Below are 17733 nucleotides of genomic sequence, written 5' to 3'. Positions count from 1 at the left end.
TATGATTGGTAGGGCCTTTTATACAAGGCCCCAATGTTGATAAGGGCAAGCCCGATTATAAAGAATCGGTCAATGTGCCATCACAAATATGCAGATATCTAGCCTTTCCATCTTCTTGCTCAATTCTGAATAAACCGTTCTCAAATTCTGTGTGTAGTTCGTGAAAGAACTTTCCCTTAAGCGAATACTCTCCCTGAGGTTCATCACTGAGCTGGTACTCAGCCCCGTTTTTGACCAGGTAAGCGATAACGCCTTCCTCATGGGTTTCTTCCAGCCCTGCACGCATCCGCTGCACAGCCACGACATGCAGATCCATCATTTTCATTTTACCAATGAGTTCATTGATGAAATTACGTTTGGTAAGCTCCTGCCACCGAGTTTGAGCAGATTGTCCAATGACGATCTGTGTGACCTCATTCTCTTCAGCAACTTCTACAATAATATCTGTTGTTTTTCGGCCTTCACGTTTCCGAATGATAAACTCTGCGCCAGCTTCATCGGCAAGACGTTTCCAGACCGTCATATACATTTCTTTGCTCTGATTATATTCATCAATATCCGAACTATCGACATTTAATACAAACAATGGCGCCCCTATAATTTCAGATAGTTGGACACCACGCCGGATTAAACGCTCCCCATGCGGACCATAATGAACACAAACCATAATCTTTTCATTGTGTATGACCTTCACCCTCCTGTAACATGGCCAAGAAATACAAAAGGAGCCCACTGGCGTTAGGCCCCTTGCGTAATTCTAAAACCCGATAAGTTATACTTAATTATATCTATTCCTATGTTTTTTGTAAAGTTTGTTGGTTATCATGGAACATATTTCTTTTTAATGCTTGTATCATGCCCTTCTCTAGCAGTTGTCATACAATGGTTTTTATATATTCCTTTACAGGAATATTCCCTCCGTGGTATATTATCATCACAAACAGGAAATACCAAAAAGGAGGCGCTATAGAGCCGCTCAACCACAGTATGTCATAATAGAGATGCGAATGAATTTAATGAATCGAAGTGATCCTTGTTTATGAATACTAACGTTATGAGTGCCTTAGCTGAGCCCCACCGCATGCAGATTGTTGAACTATTACGCGAGAATCCTCTAACCGTTGGGGAGATTGCAGAAAGTCTTCAGCTACGGCAGCCTCAAGCGTCCAAGCATTTGCGCGTCCTTAGTGAAGCGGGCTTAATTGAAGTTCAAGCTGTTGCTAACAAGCGCATTTGCAAGCTCCGTCCTGATCCATTTAAGGAAATAGACGATTGGTTAGACTCCTACCGCCATATATGGGAAGAACGATACGATCGACTGGATGATTATTTACAAAAGCTACAGAGCAATGAAAACAATAATAAATCATAGCCTCAGGTCGAAATTGGCAGGAAGCAAACAAATTTGAGGAGGATCTATCCCATGACAAATTCTAACCCGTCCAACCAAGTGGTATCCAAAGTTGTTGATGACAACACATTAGTATTAGAGCGCGTATTCCAAGCTCCACGTGAGCTAGTATTCAAGGCTTTTTCTGAGGCAGAGCATTTGAAGCACTGGTGGGGTCCAAAAGGTTGGACGCTTCCCGTATGTAATGTCGATTTCCGTCCAGGGGGTACTTGGCATTATTGCATGAAGTGCGTGGATAAGAATCAAGGGGATTTCTACGGTATGGAGTCTTGGGGCAAGGCGTTGTATAAGGAAATTACAGTCCCAGAACAAGTCATTTATACAGATGGATTCTCAGATGCAGAGGGTAATATTTCAAAAGATTTGCCTGAAACGCTTGTCCAGCTAGATTTTATCGACCTGGAGGGTCAAACGAAGCTGGTGAATACCGGTAAATACACTTCTCCGGAAGCCTTGCAACAAGTGATTGATATGGGGATGTTAGAGGGGATTTCCCAAACCTTCGATAATTTGGACGCCCATCTTGAGAATTTACAGAAGAATAACTAGAGCAGCTATCACACGATAAGTAGGACGATGCAAGGATACTCTCTCCTGCTCGTCCTATTATGTTTATTTTGCAGGAAATAAGAACCTGATACTATTCGGAAAATATTGCAGGAAAAACATGTCATTATGCGTGCCCAGCGGATCCGTCTCAAACTTCACTCGCTGATCCGTTCCAACAATCTTCTCTTTTAAAATATCATAAGCACGTTTGCTGTTAGGCACCATGTCCTTCTGGGCATTTGTCTTGTGGATCCCTTCCTGCTCACCAACATACATATAAATTCTGCATTCCCTATCTAGTCTTGATGTCTCCATGAAATGAATGAAATCTTTAAACCATACAGACGCAGATATCAATATAAAATTTCCAACAGTAGCTTCAGTCTTGTACATCGCATACAGACTTATTAATCCACCTAGTGAAACACCACCCAAAGCCAATTTCTCCGGCTCGTTGGAGATGCGATAGGAGCTTTTGATATAGGGTACAAGATCCTGATAGACATAATTCAAATAATCATCGCCCTTGCCCCCAAAGGACCAATCCTTAAAAAGAGCAGACATTTCCCAAGGTGTATATTCATCATTCCGCAGCTGAGAATCGATCCCGATAAAAATAACCGGCTCTGTTACTCCCTCTTCCACATCTTTCTCTATAGCTGTAATCGCCTCTTTGAACAAAAAATCTCCATCCTGTAAGAAAACCGCTGGAAACATCCACTCCGGAAATAGATGATATTCTTTCGGTAAATACACGGTAATCTGACGATCCATATGTTCAAAAAGCACAAGCTCGCCTGCCCTCATTTGCGTCATATCCCCACTCCTTAACAGTTCAGCACTCGAAACGCTCTACTCATAATCGTTGGTACTACAGAAGCGTGATTTTCATTGGGTGCGACATAGTGCTTAACCTCTAAATTAGGCAAAGCATACTCATTCAATTTTGAAAATAATATTGCTGCGTCATCGACCATAAACGACTCTTCACTTCCTACGGTAATCAATAATTTTTGTTTATCGGCCGTCAGCTCTTGACCCTTGTGATAGAACTGCTCCGCATACGTCAGGATTTCATGATCATTCCACCAAATGGATGGACTAGAGGCCAAATAATACTGGAATAGCTTCGCACGAGTGAATAACGTCCAGAGGACAAATAAACCGCTGAGAGAGTGACCAAACAAGGCTTGTTTATGCTGATCCACATTATATTTCTTATTGATTGCTGGCATTAACTCTAATTCTAAAAAAGCCAAAAACTTCTCAGCCCCACCATGTGGACCTATGTCAGCATTTTTCAATCGATCCGGATATACATACTGCTTCGCTGGAGGTGTGAAATCATAAAATCTTCTTTTGGAGACCTCTTCATCTGAACCATAATGTCCAATGCCAATCACAATTGCTGGTGCAATAAAAGTTTTCGGGGCATTTCTTGACTGCAATTTCACAACATCCCGACCCAATTGAAAATATGAATTACCATCGAGCATGTAATACACGGGGAAGCCCTTTTCTGGTGCTGCTTCTCTGGGAAGAGAAACCTTTATATCGTACGTGTGACCCATATACTGAGATTCAAGTTTCCATGATTCTGTGTGTTCGAGCTCTACTTGTGTTGTCATTTTTTCTGTACACTCTCCCCTACACTCTTGACTTTGCTAATAAATATAAGAAATAAGGAATTCCAATAATCGAAACGACTATACCCACGGGTAACTCTGCCGGCTGAAATATTGTTTTGGCAAAATAATCCGAGATCACCAGCAAAAACATCCCTACCACTGCACTGGATAACATAATATAGCGGTGATTAATCCCTACTAATCTTCTGGCGATATGAGGAGCCATCAAGCCTATAAAACTTATAGAACCGGATACAGATACACAAACACTTACGATCCCCACACTGCATAACAGAAAGATCAGCTTTTCTTTTTCTACAGAGATCCCTAAGCTCTTTGTACTGGAATCCTCCAATTGAAAATAATTGAGTAAATAGCTTTTTCGATACATTATAAATCCTAAAATAAGCACCCAAGGTGCGATCATAATGATATAAGTCCAGTTCGCGCTGTAAATACTTCCGACACTCCAAACCGCAGCCATCTCATAATCACTTGCATTCATTTTCAGAGAGATATACAACGACAATGCACCAAAACCACTGCTAATCGCGATCCCTGTCAAAATCAAGCGTTGCATATCGAGTGCACCATTCCGCCATGAAAAAATAAAGATAATGACAACTGCGGCAAGCCCACCTACAAAACCAAACAGCGGCATGGCTAGTATCGAGAACCAGCTTTCTTTAAAAAAAGTAACTCCCGACATCTGAAAGAAAAACATAAATGCAACGATGGCAGCTCCTGCGCCTGCATTAATCCCAAGGATACCTGGATCAGCCAGCCCGTTACGGGTAATCCCTTGAATGACAGTTCCCGCCATCCCCAGACCTATTCCTACTAATGAGGCAATAATGATCCGTGGTAACCGAAACTGAAAAATAACCAGGTCAAATTTAGCATTAGGATCTATTCGCAGCAGTGTTTTTATCACATCCATTACAGACATATCAAACACGCCATTCGTAAGATGAAAATACCCGGCCACAAGGGTTAACAGGATAAAAACTAATAGTGTAAGCATATAGCGGCTAAACTGTACTTTACTTCTATCCACGCTGCTCTCCCCCTTTAATCCGAATTAAATAAAGGAAGAAAGGGATGCCAATAAAGGCTGTTACAACACCAATTGGCGTCTCAAACGGAAAGTTAATATAACGGCTTAAGACATCGCAAAACGCTAAAAAAACAGCTCCAATCACCGCTGAGCAAGGAATGATAAAGCGATAGTCTATACCTACGATAAAACGTGTAATATGAGGAATGATTAGACCCACAAAGGCTATCTTGCCGACTAAAGCTACTGCTGTCCCGGTCAGACATATAACAGATATAATACTGACAATTTTCACCCATTTTGTTCGTTGACCCAAGCTAATCGCGGTTTCATCCCCCAGGGAAGCAACCATTACTGACTTAGAAATACTAACCGCCAAGAGCAGTCCAACGATTATAAAAGGAACTGATAATATTAGCATATCTGGATTAACGGTATGTATTTTCGAGCTATACCAAACGCTAACATTTTGTGAGACTTGAAAAAACATCGCTACTGCTGAGGCGATACTACTTAAAAAAGTACCAATTACAGTTCCAATAATGGCTAACCTGACTGGAGATAAACCGTTTTTAACCAATGAACCAAATCCGAAAACCAAACCTGCTCCGATGGCTGAACCCACCATAGATAAAATAATCATCTGAACATTCGATAATCCCGGATAAAACACCATAGCCAACGTAATAACAAATGCCGATCCGTCATTTACTCCCATAATCGATGGTGATGCAAGATAGTTACGTGTAACCCCCTGCATTAACGCCCCTGAAACAGCCAGAGCCGCTCCAACTAATAAAGCGGCGATTACACGCGGAAATCTAGATGTCATAATAATGTTGTGGTCCACATTATTAGCATCGAAGTGTGTAATCGCCTGCCATATTGTCAATATTCCAATATCTTTAACACCATATAAGACGGATACAACAATTGCTAATACGATGAATAATGGAGAAGTTGAAAGGATCAATATAACTTTCCAATTTTTTGTATTCATCTTATTCATCGCACCTTCGGTTTTACTTCAACAGGTTTTCAATTGCCGCATCCAGGAATCTTACTTTAGACCAAGCCGTTCCACCTTGTGCCAACGGATCAATTGCATTTACAAACACATGATTATTTTTGACAGCAGTTACGCTTTTGAAGATCGGATTCTTGAGCAAATCATCAAGTGCTGTTGCATTATCAGTATTCTCACTAGTCTCAAACTGCAAGAAAATATAGTCCGGATTAATATCCGCCAAAGCTTCTAATGAAAGCTCTGCTTGTGCCTCTGTAGAGGAAATCACCTCAGGAATGGCAGCACCCAGATCTTCATAAATAACCGGATTCAAATAAACGCCAGCAGGATACACACACATACTGCCCTGACGAATACGAATGACTAGAATGGATTGATCTTTCAGCTTTTCTCCAATTTCAGCCTTTGCACCCGCAGCTTTAGATTCATAATCACTAATAATTTTTTCTGCATCTGTGGTCTTACCGGATAATTGGCCTAATAAGAGCAAGTTATCTTTCCAGTTTGTTGAAATATGTGAATAAGGAATCATCGTTTGAATTTTATTAAGTGCACCGGCCACATCTTCCCCAAACTTGGAAGACCCTAAGATAACATCTGGATCCAGTTGCAGAATCGCTTCATTACTTGGAGCAAATTTATCCCCCACTAAGGATGCACCCGCTAGGTCAGTTGACAGATAACCTGGAATAGCATCAGCTATTGCAAGTACACCTACAGGTTTCACTCCCAGTATGGCAGCATCTTCCATAGATTCGAGACTTGCTGCTACAATATTATTAATCTTTGCAGGCACGACATAATCCTTGCCCAAATATGTAACGGTTTGTTCAGTGGCAACAGCCTCCTGAGCCGCATTTCCTTTGTTATTTGCAGTTCCTTCTGCTGCTACTGCAGCATTATTTGTGCTTTTTTCTGAAGCTGTCTTATCCTTTTCATTGTTACCGCAAGCTGCCAAACTCAAAGCTAATACTGCTGATACCCCAGCTAATAAATATTTTTTCTGATTCATAATCAATCTCCCCATCTATATTTTATTTATCATTCTTCAAACTAAAGTAATGATAATGAGAATCGTTATCATATTAAATCATATGAGAATAATTATCAATACTTTTCTTTGATTATATGAAATCTTGTAATTTAACAGTTGCGTTTAATTATTAGTGAACATGCAGAAGAACCCGCACCAACTGCGGGTTCTTCTGCACTATAAATATGAGTCCATTTTTTTTAATCAGCGTTATAAAACTCAGATAAGTCACGGAACAATAATCCGCACGCCTCTAGTCTATTAAGTTCCTCATCCACATCAGTGAGCAAATTGCTTTCTCTCTCATGGGCTGTATTGATTAGCCACGGTTGTCCCTGTTTTAGAAAACAAAGATCATCAGGCAGCCTGGTCTGTACCCACGAGTACAAGCTGGTGGAATAGGATAAAAGAATATTGACCGCTTCAGGCGAACAATCAAAAAAATAAACATCTGCATAATGCCCCATAAGCCGAGTCCCCGGCCAATAGTCATCTTTTATGACCTTTTTGAGAAAAGGTTGCAGCTGTTCAAGCAGTTCATAACCTACTGGTTCTAACTCCATCTGATCACGTTTTACTAAAATAAATTCATCACATACTTCCATAGCTACCTGTACCAGCGTCTTGTAGGTCTGACCCGTTGGTTCCTGCAAAATAGTATGAATAATAATGTACCCCCTCTACTTATTTGTATTATTCAAATATTCTTTATGCATCCTACCCCAGCCACACATGCTATCCAAAACTGTAATTAGGGATTTGCCATGTTCTGAAATACTATATTCCACCCTGAGTGGAAGCTCATGATAACTCACCCGGTCGATAAGCTGATCCTCTTCAAGCTCCCGTAATTGTTTAGCTAACGTACCTTGGGAGACATCTGGGATAATCCGTCTAAGTTCACCAAATCGTTTTGTGCCATCTATCAATAAAATAAATAAAATGAGCGGCTTCCACTTTCCACCGATCTTTTCAAGTGTTGTAAGAACCCCGGTTAATCTCGGCTCCAGCAAATCCATGCGATCCCCTCTTTCGATAGTTATATAACTATATGTTCGAACCAGCTAGTACGAAAAATCGTACCTAGTACGAAAAAAGTGCGTACTGTGCAGGTTATATTTTATAGCTAATAATAAAAAACAGAACTTAATAAGTCCAATTAACTATGAACGGAGAAGATAAATATGTCCACTATTTCATTAAAAAACCAGCGCATCGTCATTATCGGAGGAAGCTCCGGAATAGGGCTTGCAACTGCCAAACAAGCGGTAGAACAAGGTGCAGCTGTCATAATCGCTGGGCGATCACAAGATAAATTAGAGAAAGCTCAACAGCTTCTGGGATTCGATTCTGTTGAAATTCATTCACTAGATAATCAAAATGAACAGGACTTGAAGGATTTCTTTGAAAAAATCGGCGTTTTTGACCATTTGTTCACTCCGGGAGCCTCCTATGTTAGAGGACCGATTACTTCTAGCTTGGAGATTGCACACAGTTGCTTTAATGCAAAGTTCTGGCCGCAATATAATGCTGTAAAGCATGCCATCCCTTTTATCAACCCTACAGGCTCCATTGTTCTTATGTCCGGCGCATTCAGCCAGCGTCCACTTGCAGACGGTGCCTCCTATGCAGCTTGTAACGGCGCGATTGAAAGTCTGGGAAAAGCATTAGCAGTAGAATTGGCTCCGATTCGGGTAAATGTCATCTCCCCTGGAACCATTCATACCAACTTTAATTGGGAAGGCGCAGAACAGGAAACTAGAGACAAGGCTTACGACGAATATACGAATATCAATATCCTTGGCAGGGTGGGTCATGCCGACGAAGCAGCACATACAACGATTTATTTGATGACCAATAGCTATACAACAGGAAGTACTTTATTTCCGGATGGGGGATATATTTTGCGATAAGTATATCATGGCTTAATAATTATAATCGTATCAACATGCTTACCATCTAAGCTCCAAACCGTAACATTATTTCGATTGAAACGTTCGGTCGCAGGGAGAAGTTCATTATAGCTTAGGGAAGAGTATATGTATTTTTCACTAATAATAATGTCAAAAAAGAACTTACTTTCAACTTGTTCAATTATTATTTTCGTCTCCTGGTCCAGCACCATTTTGATTGTCTCTCTTATCTGATTCTGATTCTGAATAGTCTTCTCTATCGTTAGTTCGGGAGCATTGAAACTCATAAACTTTCCAGTGATATAAATGCTCCCATCTGTCGTCAAAATAGCAAAGCAGCCGACGAATCCTAATACGAGCATCATCCCTACGATCACCAATTTGAATATAAATTTTTTTTTAATTTTTACCTTTATGTATTGAAAAACTAACCAACCCACGATTGCCCCTACTGTATTTAATATAACATCATCACTATCGCATCCCCATAGTACTCATCATTTCGAATGTAGATGCAAATGGAATGATATTAATAGCCCTCTGTCCTTGACCAATCATCGCAAAAAGATTATAGAGCTGCGTATCTTTGAACAAAACAATTCTCACAAGTACTAGTAAGTACACAATGAACATTCCCCATTTTCAAACTCAGAAAAACTATTTAGTCGGTAATTTATTAAAGAATTTTAAGATTTATCTAAATCTAGAATGCTCTTTCCTGTCCTTTAACTTTTGTAGAAACCTCAATTCATTAATAACGTAATAGTAAATAATGAGGTTCATCATTCTCAAAAATCAAATAAAAGAACGGGAGCTCTACTTATGATCATTTATTTGAAAAGGTTTGGGATTATGTTACTATCGATTTGCTTACTATCTGCTTGCTCATCTGATCCTGAAGTCATCATTCCAAGAAAAACAAATAGTGATTTGGAGCAACAAGTGGACAAGTATCTTACAGAGAAACAATTTAATGGTACTGTTCTCATGGCTAAAGGTGGGGAAGTCTGGATTAGTAAAGGGTACGGAATGGCTAATTTTGAAAAAGAGATTCCAAACTCGCCCAATACTATGTTTAGAATAGGTTCAGTCAGTAAGCAAATTACAGCGCTTAGCATCCTTAAACTCCAAGAACAAAATTTACTAAATGTGAAGGATACTCTGAATAATTACATCCCGGATTATCCTAATGGAGATACAATCACCATACACCACCTCTTGTCACATACTTCAGGAATTCCAGAATATCTCACATTTGATAGTTTGACCTTTTCTAGTTTCCAAAATTATAATTCCCCTTCAGATATCATTGATACTTTTAAACAGAAAGCACTAGATTTCACCCCAGGTACACAATTCAGCTATAGTAATTCAAACTATATTTTGTTGGGATATATTATTGAAAAAGTATCGAAGGAATCCTATGAGGACTATATTAATAACCATATCTTTAAACCCCTACATATGAAACATTCTGGTTATGACATAAATGATTACAATGAAGGTACTCATGCTAAAGGATACGAAGGTACAGTGAAGCGGTATGACGAACCCTCCTACAAAATTGATATGTCAGTGCCCTTCGCAGCAGGAGCATTATATTCGACGGTAGAAGATCTCTTTTTATGGGATCAAGCACTTTACACAGATAAATTAGTCTCTAAGGAATCTCTTGACATTATGTTTAGTCCAAAGGTTATCATGGAAGATAATAAACTAAGTTACGCCTATGGTTGGTTTGTATATCACGATCCAATTAATCTAGTGGGTCATGGTGGAAATATATTTGGATATTCCTCTTTTATTCTTAGGGATCCAGAAACCAAGAACTTAATCGTAGTCATGACTAATTTTGATTCCTATCGTGAAATTAACTGGGTTGCAGAAGATTTAAATAAACTGTTAGATGAATTTGTTAAATAGTAGAGAGATATAAAAAACCAACCAAAGGTGGTACAAAAGAAAATGAACCAGAAACCAACAAATGATTCTCTAAATCATGTTCTCCCCTTTAAAGGTATCCTTAATTTCCGTGATATGGGAGGTTATACAACACTAGATGGCCGGCGGGTGAAGCGTGGTTTATTTTTTCGCTCTGCTGAATTAACGGGAATGACGGAGCAAGATGTGGAACTCTTTCAATCCCTTGGCATTAAAACAATATTCGATTATCGTGGCGTAGAAGAAGTCCGTTTAAAGCCGGATCCAGTAATTCCCGGAGTAAATAATATCAGTATACCTGCCCTAGTGGAAGAAGTGCCTGGGGACATGAGAGATGTGGTAGGTTCTGAATTTCTGAAGCATTTTACTGCAGACTTCTTAGCTAATATGTATTTGAATATGGCCTTTAACAACCCTTCCTATAAGCGATTAATGGAAACTATTATGCTCCCGGACCAATATCCTATATTGCATCATTGTGCTGGCGGAAGGGATCGCACGGGTGTTGGATCCGCCTTTATCTTTCTCGCACTTGGAGTCCCGAAAGAAACGATTGTTGAAGACTATCTGATCTCTAACCTGACACTCGCGCCTATGAATGAACAAATAAAAGCGCAAGTCTCACAGCATCTATCCCCGGAAGAAGTAGACAAGGTTATGGCATCCCTAGAATTACGTAGAGAATTCATGGAGGCTATCTTCTCCGCCATTGACGAACGCTATGAGAGCATTGAGGCTTTCCTTGAACAGGAGTTTGCTATAACAGCCGAAAAACGCGAGCAGCTGCAAGTATTTTGCTTAGAGGCTATATAATTTGTGCGATTGCACCCCAGCGAAAATTGATGCAGGAGTGTTGACGGGGGCAATTTGTAAAAGCGCTCAAGTTTAATTGTATTTCATACAACTATAATCCAATAGAACGCTCGATCACTGGATATAAGTGTATTTCATGCAGCTATTTTCTGAAATTACTCCCTTATAAGTGGATTCTCTAGTTTTTAGTTGTATAAAGTGCAGTTAAAGTCAGGATTATTCTTTGGGCACTCGAAATAACTGCACAAAGTACAGCTATTTCGCAGATTCCATCAACATCCCTCACCAGTAACCGACACTAAAAAAAATCAATGAAGCAATCAGGCAGCCTCCACTAGCTTATCATTTGCAAAAGCAAACCTCCCCGCAGACCAAAAACACCAGACAATGATTCTTCACGAACTGAAGGATCATTGTCTGGTGTTTTATTCTGATTCAGAAAGGGTTGTTTAGCGACAACCTCTTCTTTCCAATTAGTACTGTTGTCTTTCCTCGTAGGATACGAACAGCATTCTACGTTGCACATCCATAAGCATACGAATCACCCAACTTGCTAACAAGGCAACAACAAATCCAGCTACTACATAGGAGATATATTGTTGGGATAATGTCCAGTCGATCTGGAACAAAGCAAACACACTATTCTCTAAAATGTTCAAATCCATGGTTTGCAAGAAAATCTGGTGCAGCACAGGTAGTGTAATCAGGCCCAGTGCAGCCGCTACTACAGTTACTGTTATTGAAAAGAAAATAATGCTGGATACGAATCGCCCCATAATCAGCATGACGTTACGGGCAAACTTCGCTCCATGAAAACCTAACTTCATTCGTTGCAGGAAGCCCGCTCCCTCTAGCTGCATATCCGATCTGGCCTCTTCACTAGGTCTAGGAATATCTAACAATGATCTGACCAGCTCTTGCTCAAATTGTACGATGTAATCCAATCCCTTAGCTACTGCAAAAAACAAAGGAATTCCGATAAATATTGGGGTTAACGCAATGGATAACGTCAGCCCTGTCACCATAAACACGAAATATACAATCGTAAGCGGCAAAGAGATTAAGAAGTATAAAATACTCCGATATGTCTTTGGACTTGCTCCACGTTTGCGCGTTTTAGATTGGGGTTGTGATTCTGCTGGAATATGCATGGAATCAAGAGCTCCCATCGGCATAGTGTATAACTTATCATTCATTTCTATTGTCCTTTCTCTCACGTTTTTCAATTAATCTCATTATACGTGGGAAAAAGAAGGCTCAAAACAGTCTTGGGGCTGGAGTCATACCAGACTAAAGGCTAGGATTTGTTGCTCAAGGCGCATAATTAACCGGATTTATGATTTTGCTAGGCTACAGCCCCAACTTATTTCCCTTTTCCAGCCGCACAATCTGCTGTTCGCCATTATCTGCCAGCTCTCTGAACTGATTAATGGTTTCACGCATTTTGGGGAGAGCTTCCTGCTTATAAGTACTGATGGAATCGAGAGCGGATAGCACATCTGTAAAAGCTTGCTTTAATGTATCCACTGAAATACTTGATTCTAACGACTGTTTATGGATTTCCGCCCCTTGGTTTTTCAACATTTTTGAGGTACCGCTGATCAGGCTATCGGTGGTTTGATTTAAAAGTTCGATCTTTTTCAAAACAATTCGTTGATTATACAGCGCACTAGCTACCGTAACCGATATTTTCAAGGCAGACACGGTAACATTTCTAGCTCTGTCCACCCCTCTGATCAGCTCTTTATTATTTCGAATAACCACTTCTATGGCCATAATTCCTTGTTGATTCACTACAAGCATCTGTTGCAAATCCATGACACGCTGCCGCAACGGAAAAAGCACTTCTTCTGTAATGAACCGAACTTTCTCCTCATCCTCATCACGCAGCTTAGCCGCTTCCAGTTGCGTCTCTATTTCCTGATCCATCAGCATGCCGAGCTGAATTTCTTTTTGTAGCTTTTTTGTAAGTTCCCGAAGTGCCTGTTGCTCAAATTCCAGCGTAGTATTGTCGTTCTTCAAAACGGTCTTACCCTTGTCTAAAGAAATTATAATATCTGAAATGACAGCATCCGCCTTTTGATATTTAGCAAAATAACTACGTAATGGATTAAAGAACTTCCCAAGAAAACCCGTCTTGGCAAAATCTACTGCACTGGGATCCAAATCCTTCAGCTGGAGATTAAGCTCCGTCAAACCTTTTGCTACTTGGCCGCCTTCATCCCCTGTCTTTGATAAATTCCCCACTGAAACCTGCAACAGGGAGTTTTTGTCCGAAGAGGATCTCATCGTTTCCATACCGAAGCTATCAATGGATTGCAACACCGCTTTCCGCTTATCCAGTGACTCTAAATTCAGATCCAGAATGGCGGAGACATTGTTTACTGCCAGTGCTTTCAGTTGTGATACTTCCTCAGGCTCAGGTTTGACCTGCTCTTCAATTACAGATTTCAGCTTTTCCTGACTTACGACTTCCATAGTAAACGACATAGAACCCCTCCTATAAAAAATAGCTTACATTTGAACATTGAGCAGGTTGCCAATTTTATAGACTACATCATCTGTATCTGCATTGATGTTGGCCGCTTCATTTATACTCGAAATACTCTCAAGCGCCTTGATATTCGCATTGTAGCCAATCGTGTAAATCGGGATTTTGTAGGTCTCAATAAGACCTCTGATATCATTCAAGGAATGCCCTTCATTGGTCTCTCCATCACTTAATACAAAGATCAACGGCTTCAAATCCGGATTTAGCTGTAATTCCGTTTGAAGCATATGGATGGCTACCGCGATCCCGTCAAAAGTAGCCGTCCCCCCATTTGCTTGAAGACTATCAATCGCACCAACAAACATGGACTGCTGGTTCGTGTCATATTTTCCAATCGGAAGATTGATTGTAACGTTATCAGAGTAAGAGACAAAACCAATGCTGTTATCCTTGCCCAAGTACTTCTGGCCTGTTAATAAAGATTGCTTTAAGCGGTTCAAAGGTTCCCCGTTCATACTTCCTGAGACATCTGCCACAAATACTGCGGCGATAGGTTTATTGCCATTTTTCTTCTCTTTCCACAGCTTCTGAGCTGAGGATATGAGACTGCCATCCACTGTACTAAGCTCTGATTGGTAATCATTAAGACCATTGAAGCCTTTTTTCTCACCCAGCTCCTGGTATTTTTCCTGTTCAACAAACTCAGCAAACTTCTTAATAATATCGAGTTTTTCCTGAGGAAGATCACCCAAAGCATAAAGCGGGCTGTCATGTCTTACACCAAAAGGAGTGAATACATACCCCCCTTTCAAATCTGTTGCATTCACAAAGATCTGGTATTCTAAGACAAAAGCATCAAGCTTACCGGTTTTTGCAGCCTCTCGCATCTGTAAAGTGGTTGAGGCAATAAAGGGAACATTTGCTTGGAATTTCTCAAAGCCCTGCACCGCTTGCTCACCAAGTAAGTCTGAACCGCCAAACGTCCCAAGCGCTGTTACCAGAAAGTTTAAACCCGTAGAACTGGCAAAAGGGTCGGTATAGCCCATTGATAATTCATTATTTGCTATGGCGTCTGTAACCGTCTTAACGTTTAAAGAACCGTATTTCTCTATTAGTTCATCATATTTCGCCTTACTGGTAACAATACCAGCTACATTTCCTACAAGGCGTTTAGTGATTAGCTGAGTGTTCATCCCGTTTGCTTTTACCATTTCGCCCCACAACTCATTTGATGGGGTAAAGGCATCTGGCACATACTTCCCAGATCTTATGTAATCTGTCGCTGTACCTGAAGCAATATTACGGATTTTCACAGAAACGTGACTCCCGTTCACCTCAATATTAGAGTTGTTAAAATCTGTGGCAACTTCATTTAGCCAACCATCATTACCCGTTCCTGATTTCTCTGTAGAAGAGAATATCTCTACAAAGCTATCTGTTGTATTGTCTACGGATACAGGAAACTTTGAGATATCTGGTAATGAATCCCCAATCGCAACAGGATCCAGGTCAATCTGGCCTTTAATTTGCTCAGCAGTGGTCACGTTTATGTTCTTATATAGCTTCTCAAGCTGCTTCCCCGCATCTTCGGAAGAAATCTGGGTTTTGGTTTTTCCTATATTAGAAGTCAAGGTGATTCCAAAATACACGAGAGCAAAAACTACCACCGTAATGGTCCCTAAAACTGCTACTGTTTTTCCTTTATTAGCCATACACTTCTCCCCTTCATTGCTTATAGAATTTCGTCTGCTTGATCAGCTCATCGATTTCCTTCATACAAGGCATCTCTTCAACATCTGTATAATCTGTACTGTCAAGTAGCGATATTTCCAGCAGCAGCTTATCCAGCTTCAGCAGAATCTCTTCATTTGCCCCAAGATACCCTGTTACGTAGGCTAAATATTCATTGTACAAAGCTGTCTTTTTTTGCACCAGTTTATCTGAGAACTGCGAGGGTCTATGCTGGCTGGAGAAAAGGGTGAACTCTGAGGCATCAAATACACTGAGTTTATTCAGAATCCCTCGAATGTTCAGGTAAAAAAGCTTTGCTACTTCATAACTGACTGCATTAAATTTTTTGAAGCTAAGTTCAGTGGATTCGAATCTCTGACCTAAAACATCTAACAAGGTACTTCTCTTCTTTTCCATCCGGGATATCTGATCTAGAGCAAGCGCAATGTCTTTTTTCAGCACTTTGACATTTTTGTATTGAGTAAGCGCGGCTATATAATCCTCATAAGATTTCAGTGTTTTCACAGCAGGGATAGATGAAGGTTTAAACAATAAAATATAACTTCCGTAAAGAACAACAAGTAGACTAACAAACAACAATGTCACACCTAAAGCTGTTTCAAATACACTGGTGCCTCCGATTTCCACCCCTAATAAACCTGGTGACAACACGATAATGTTCAGGAGTACCACACCGAGAATAAGTCCCAACAGCTTTATGGCTCTAACCCCGTTCATCACAACCACCTCCTGCATCCAGTCACTTCTATTGTATGGAGCAATTTCTGTTATTACGTCTCTTCATTTGCTATATGCTAAAAAAATAAGGAATTAATCAACAAAAAAACCTTAACAGGCAATAAGCCCATTAAGGTTAACGATCCCTATTTTATACCCACGCATCATTTGAATACCCGCGTTGCTCCCAATATCCCGTATGATCGCCTTCGATCAGCTCAATCCGGTTCAGCCACTTCACAGACTTGTATGCGAACATCTTCGGAACGATTAACCGTACAGGACCGCCGAGATCGCTAGGAATCGGCTTTCCATCATGCATTACCGCAACCAGCACATCATCCATGTCGGCTTGTTCCAATGTGAGCGTATCCGTGTATACACCATCACCCGAATAGAATTTCACAGTCTTAGCTGTGGGCTTCACACCGGCCTGACTCAAAAGATCTTTTAGCTTGATTCCTTCCCAGGTATTCTTATAGACTGACCAGCCTGTCACACAGTGAAAATCACTCACCTGAACGGTCCGCTTCAGCTTTACGAACTGTTCCCAGTTCCACTTGAAATTCTGCTCCACAAGCCCATCTATCGTAAAAGACCAATTGTTGTTCGTAAACTCTGGAATCGGAGTGACTGTGTAAACACGGAATTGTCCTTGCGCCCCTCCTCCGAGAGGGGGTGAGGATGCCGCCAGTGGCCGGGGTGCAGGCAACAACTGATTACGATCACTTTCGATCAGCTTATCAATTGTTTCGCTGCCCCCGATATTTCCAATTGAACTGCCGAGCCATTTTATAAACGATGGACCTATAGTGACCGCAAGCCCAACACCAATCGATCCGCGTATGAAAGCTCTACGTGTATAAACCGGCTGCGGGGTTTCCCGATGATTCGAAGGGCTGCCTGTCTCAATGCCGCTTTTCACTATCCGCCGGCTCGGTTCTTTAAGCCATTTTACCCGAGTCAAAGAATGATAAATAATATAAGGAAGGCCTATCCAGGTCAATAAGTCATGGACGACCAGAGCAACGTTCGATACATGTGGACCCACCACGCGGAATTGCCAGAGTAGCACTCCTGAAACGAACCAGCCGAGCAGCAATGAAAGTACAACGATTACATTAAAACGTTGCCAAGGCCGCTCCTTCAGTTGTTTCCAATGTTTCCCTGCCAGCAGCAAATAATAAATAACCGGAATAATCGAAGCAACACCGACCACGATATGAAGCCCTTTGATCCATACTCTGCCTTCCCCTAAGAAGCCACGCCAGAAGCCACCTACAAGTACAAGTCCTGTGAGCGTGAGCAACACAACCAGCCAGCCATTCCAGGTATGAAGCGCCCGAAGCTTTTTCCCGTATCCCTTGCGCAGCCGAGCCAGTAAAGAATTCATTACCTTTC

The 17733-nt window shown here is 40.9% G+C and carries 19 protein-coding genes; 5 read left to right on the top strand and 14 right to left on the bottom strand.

Going from position 1 to position 17733, the window contains the following annotated elements; genetic code table 11:
- Positions 1-55: 55 nt before the first annotated feature.
- Positions 56-694, bottom strand: coding sequence for a universal stress protein (locus tag MHI32_RS13095; RefSeq protein WP_232061321.1), 639 nt, complete (start codon positions 692-694; stop codon positions 56-58).
- A gap of 345 nt (positions 695-1039) precedes the next feature.
- Between MHI32_RS13095 and MHI32_RS13090 the strand changes: the two genes are divergently transcribed.
- Positions 1040-1372: a metalloregulator ArsR/SmtB family transcription factor gene (locus MHI32_RS13090; protein ID WP_076126043.1), complete on the top strand. Its 333-nt coding sequence runs from the start codon at positions 1040-1042 to the stop codon at positions 1370-1372.
- 51 nt (positions 1373-1423) lie between these two features.
- Positions 1424-1960, top strand: coding sequence for an SRPBCC domain-containing protein (locus MHI32_RS13085; protein ID WP_340012490.1), 537 nt, complete (start codon positions 1424-1426; stop codon positions 1958-1960).
- A 63-nt stretch (positions 1961-2023) separates the two neighbouring features.
- Here the strand turns inward: MHI32_RS13085 and MHI32_RS13080 are convergent, their stop codons facing one another.
- The 7 genes from MHI32_RS13080 to MHI32_RS13050 form a co-directional block, all read right to left on the bottom strand.
- Positions 2024-2776 (bottom strand): alpha/beta hydrolase-fold protein, encoded by a 753-nt coding sequence (locus MHI32_RS13080; protein ID WP_340012489.1) that lies wholly within the window; start codon positions 2774-2776, stop codon positions 2024-2026.
- 11 nt (positions 2777-2787) lie between these two features.
- Entirely contained in the window at positions 2788-3588 is an 801-nt protein-coding gene (locus MHI32_RS13075; protein ID WP_340012488.1) for an alpha/beta hydrolase-fold protein, read from the bottom strand.
- 19 nt (positions 3589-3607) lie between these two features.
- Positions 3608-4612, bottom strand: coding sequence for an iron ABC transporter permease (locus tag MHI32_RS13070; RefSeq protein ID WP_076144064.1), 1005 nt, complete (start codon positions 4610-4612; stop codon positions 3608-3610).
- 25 nt (positions 4613-4637) lie between these two features.
- On the bottom strand, positions 4638-5654 hold the full coding sequence (locus MHI32_RS13065; protein WP_340012487.1) for an iron ABC transporter permease: 1017 nt from the start codon (positions 5652-5654) through the stop codon (positions 4638-4640).
- Between the two features lie 13 nt (positions 5655-5667).
- Positions 5668-6684 (bottom strand): ABC transporter substrate-binding protein, encoded by a 1017-nt coding sequence (locus tag MHI32_RS13060; protein WP_076126035.1) that lies wholly within the window; start codon positions 6682-6684, stop codon positions 5668-5670.
- 221 nt (positions 6685-6905) lie between these two features.
- Positions 6906-7358 carry a hypothetical protein gene (locus MHI32_RS13055; protein WP_248548136.1) on the bottom strand — a complete coding sequence of 151 codons (453 nt, stop codon included), beginning with the start codon at positions 7356-7358 and terminating at the stop codon, positions 6906-6908.
- A 27-nt stretch (positions 7359-7385) separates the two neighbouring features.
- Entirely contained in the window at positions 7386-7724 is a 339-nt protein-coding gene (locus MHI32_RS13050) for a winged helix-turn-helix transcriptional regulator (protein ID WP_036686390.1), read from the bottom strand.
- Between the two features lie 165 nt (positions 7725-7889).
- Between MHI32_RS13050 and MHI32_RS13045 the strand changes: the two genes are divergently transcribed.
- The gene (locus MHI32_RS13045; protein ID WP_076279085.1) at positions 7890-8618 is read left to right on the top strand and encodes an SDR family oxidoreductase; all 729 of its coding nucleotides are present in this window, start codon (positions 7890-7892) and stop codon (positions 8616-8618) included.
- Positions 8619-8623: 5 nt separating this feature from the next.
- Here the strand turns inward: MHI32_RS13045 and MHI32_RS13040 are convergent, their stop codons facing one another.
- Positions 8624-8983: a hypothetical protein gene (locus MHI32_RS13040; RefSeq protein WP_340012485.1), complete on the bottom strand. Its 360-nt coding sequence runs from the start codon at positions 8981-8983 to the stop codon at positions 8624-8626.
- 457 nt (positions 8984-9440) lie between these two features.
- Here MHI32_RS13040 and MHI32_RS13035 point away from each other — a divergent pair, with 457 nt between their 5' ends.
- Positions 9441-10541: a serine hydrolase domain-containing protein gene (locus MHI32_RS13035; RefSeq protein WP_340012484.1), complete on the top strand. Its 1101-nt coding sequence runs from the start codon at positions 9441-9443 to the stop codon at positions 10539-10541.
- A gap of 42 nt (positions 10542-10583) precedes the next feature.
- Positions 10584-11372, top strand: coding sequence for a tyrosine-protein phosphatase (locus MHI32_RS13030; protein WP_076183549.1), 789 nt, complete (start codon positions 10584-10586; stop codon positions 11370-11372).
- Between the two features lie 473 nt (positions 11373-11845).
- Here MHI32_RS13030 and MHI32_RS13025 read toward each other — a convergent pair whose 3' ends face one another.
- The 5 genes from MHI32_RS13025 to MHI32_RS13005 all read right to left on the bottom strand — a co-directional run bounded on the left by MHI32_RS13025 (position 11846) and on the right by MHI32_RS13005 (position 17725).
- The gene (locus tag MHI32_RS13025) at positions 11846-12568 is read right to left on the bottom strand and encodes a sensor domain-containing protein (RefSeq protein ID WP_076217792.1); all 723 of its coding nucleotides are present in this window, start codon (positions 12566-12568) and stop codon (positions 11846-11848) included.
- A gap of 154 nt (positions 12569-12722) precedes the next feature.
- Positions 12723-13862 (bottom strand): toxic anion resistance protein, encoded by a 1140-nt coding sequence (locus MHI32_RS13020; RefSeq protein ID WP_076126025.1) that lies wholly within the window; start codon positions 13860-13862, stop codon positions 12723-12725.
- Positions 13863-13886: 24 nt separating this feature from the next.
- The gene (locus MHI32_RS13015) at positions 13887-15575 is read right to left on the bottom strand and encodes a VWA domain-containing protein (RefSeq protein WP_076126024.1); all 1689 of its coding nucleotides are present in this window, start codon (positions 15573-15575) and stop codon (positions 13887-13889) included.
- A gap of 13 nt (positions 15576-15588) precedes the next feature.
- The gene (locus tag MHI32_RS13010) at positions 15589-16332 is read right to left on the bottom strand and encodes a hypothetical protein (RefSeq protein ID WP_076126022.1); all 744 of its coding nucleotides are present in this window, start codon (positions 16330-16332) and stop codon (positions 15589-15591) included.
- 151 nt (positions 16333-16483) lie between these two features.
- Positions 16484-17725 carry a molybdopterin-dependent oxidoreductase gene (locus MHI32_RS13005; RefSeq protein ID WP_076126021.1) on the bottom strand — a complete coding sequence of 414 codons (1242 nt, stop codon included), beginning with the start codon at positions 17723-17725 and terminating at the stop codon, positions 16484-16486.
- Positions 17726-17733 lie beyond the last annotated feature (8 nt).

Source organism: Paenibacillus sp. FSL H7-0690, from assembly GCF_037980415.1.
Taxonomy (GTDB): Bacteria; Bacillota; Bacilli; order Paenibacillales; family Paenibacillaceae; genus Paenibacillus_AQ; species Paenibacillus_AQ odorifer.
This window is presented reverse-complemented; position numbering and strand designations above follow the sequence as displayed.

Bases quoted from the DNA above. Each gene is read 5' to 3' on its own strand.
- MHI32_RS13090 (WP_076126043.1), top strand. From the start codon at position 1,040: ATGAATACTAACGTTATGAGTGCCTTAGCTGAGCCCCACCGCATGCAG.
- MHI32_RS13085 (WP_340012490.1), top strand. From the start codon at position 1,424: ATGACAAATTCTAACCCGTCCAACCAAGTGGTATCCAAAGTTGTTGAT.
- MHI32_RS13080 (WP_340012489.1), bottom strand. From the start codon at position 2,776: ATGACGCAAATGAGGGCAGGCGAGCTTGTGCTTTTTGAACATATGGAT.
- MHI32_RS13075 (WP_340012488.1), bottom strand. From the start codon at position 3,588: ATGACAACACAAGTAGAGCTCGAACACACAGAATCATGGAAACTTGAA.
- MHI32_RS13070 (WP_076144064.1), bottom strand. From the start codon at position 4,612: ATGCTTACACTATTAGTTTTTATCCTGTTAACCCTTGTGGCCGGGTAT.
- MHI32_RS13065 (WP_340012487.1), bottom strand. From the start codon at position 5,654: ATGAATAAGATGAATACAAAAAATTGGAAAGTTATATTGATCCTTTCA.
- MHI32_RS13060 (WP_076126035.1), bottom strand. From the start codon at position 6,684: ATGAATCAGAAAAAATATTTATTAGCTGGGGTATCAGCAGTATTAGCT.
- MHI32_RS13050 (WP_036686390.1), bottom strand. From the start codon at position 7,724: ATGGATTTGCTGGAGCCGAGATTAACCGGGGTTCTTACAACACTTGAA.
- MHI32_RS13045 (WP_076279085.1), top strand. From the start codon at position 7,890: ATGTCCACTATTTCATTAAAAAACCAGCGCATCGTCATTATCGGAGGA.
- MHI32_RS13040 (WP_340012485.1), bottom strand. From the start codon at position 8,983: ATGATGCTCGTATTAGGATTCGTCGGCTGCTTTGCTATTTTGACGACA.
- MHI32_RS13035 (WP_340012484.1), top strand. From the start codon at position 9,441: ATGATCATTTATTTGAAAAGGTTTGGGATTATGTTACTATCGATTTGC.
- MHI32_RS13030 (WP_076183549.1), top strand. From the start codon at position 10,584: ATGAACCAGAAACCAACAAATGATTCTCTAAATCATGTTCTCCCCTTT.
- MHI32_RS13025 (WP_076217792.1), bottom strand. From the start codon at position 12,568: ATGAATGATAAGTTATACACTATGCCGATGGGAGCTCTTGATTCCATG.
- MHI32_RS13020 (WP_076126025.1), bottom strand. From the start codon at position 13,862: ATGTCGTTTACTATGGAAGTCGTAAGTCAGGAAAAGCTGAAATCTGTA.
- MHI32_RS13015 (WP_076126024.1), bottom strand. From the start codon at position 15,575: ATGGCTAATAAAGGAAAAACAGTAGCAGTTTTAGGGACCATTACGGTG.
- MHI32_RS13010 (WP_076126022.1), bottom strand. From the start codon at position 16,332: ATGAACGGGGTTAGAGCCATAAAGCTGTTGGGACTTATTCTCGGTGTG.
- MHI32_RS13005 (WP_076126021.1), bottom strand. From the start codon at position 17,725: ATGAATTCTTTACTGGCTCGGCTGCGCAAGGGATACGGGAAAAAGCTT.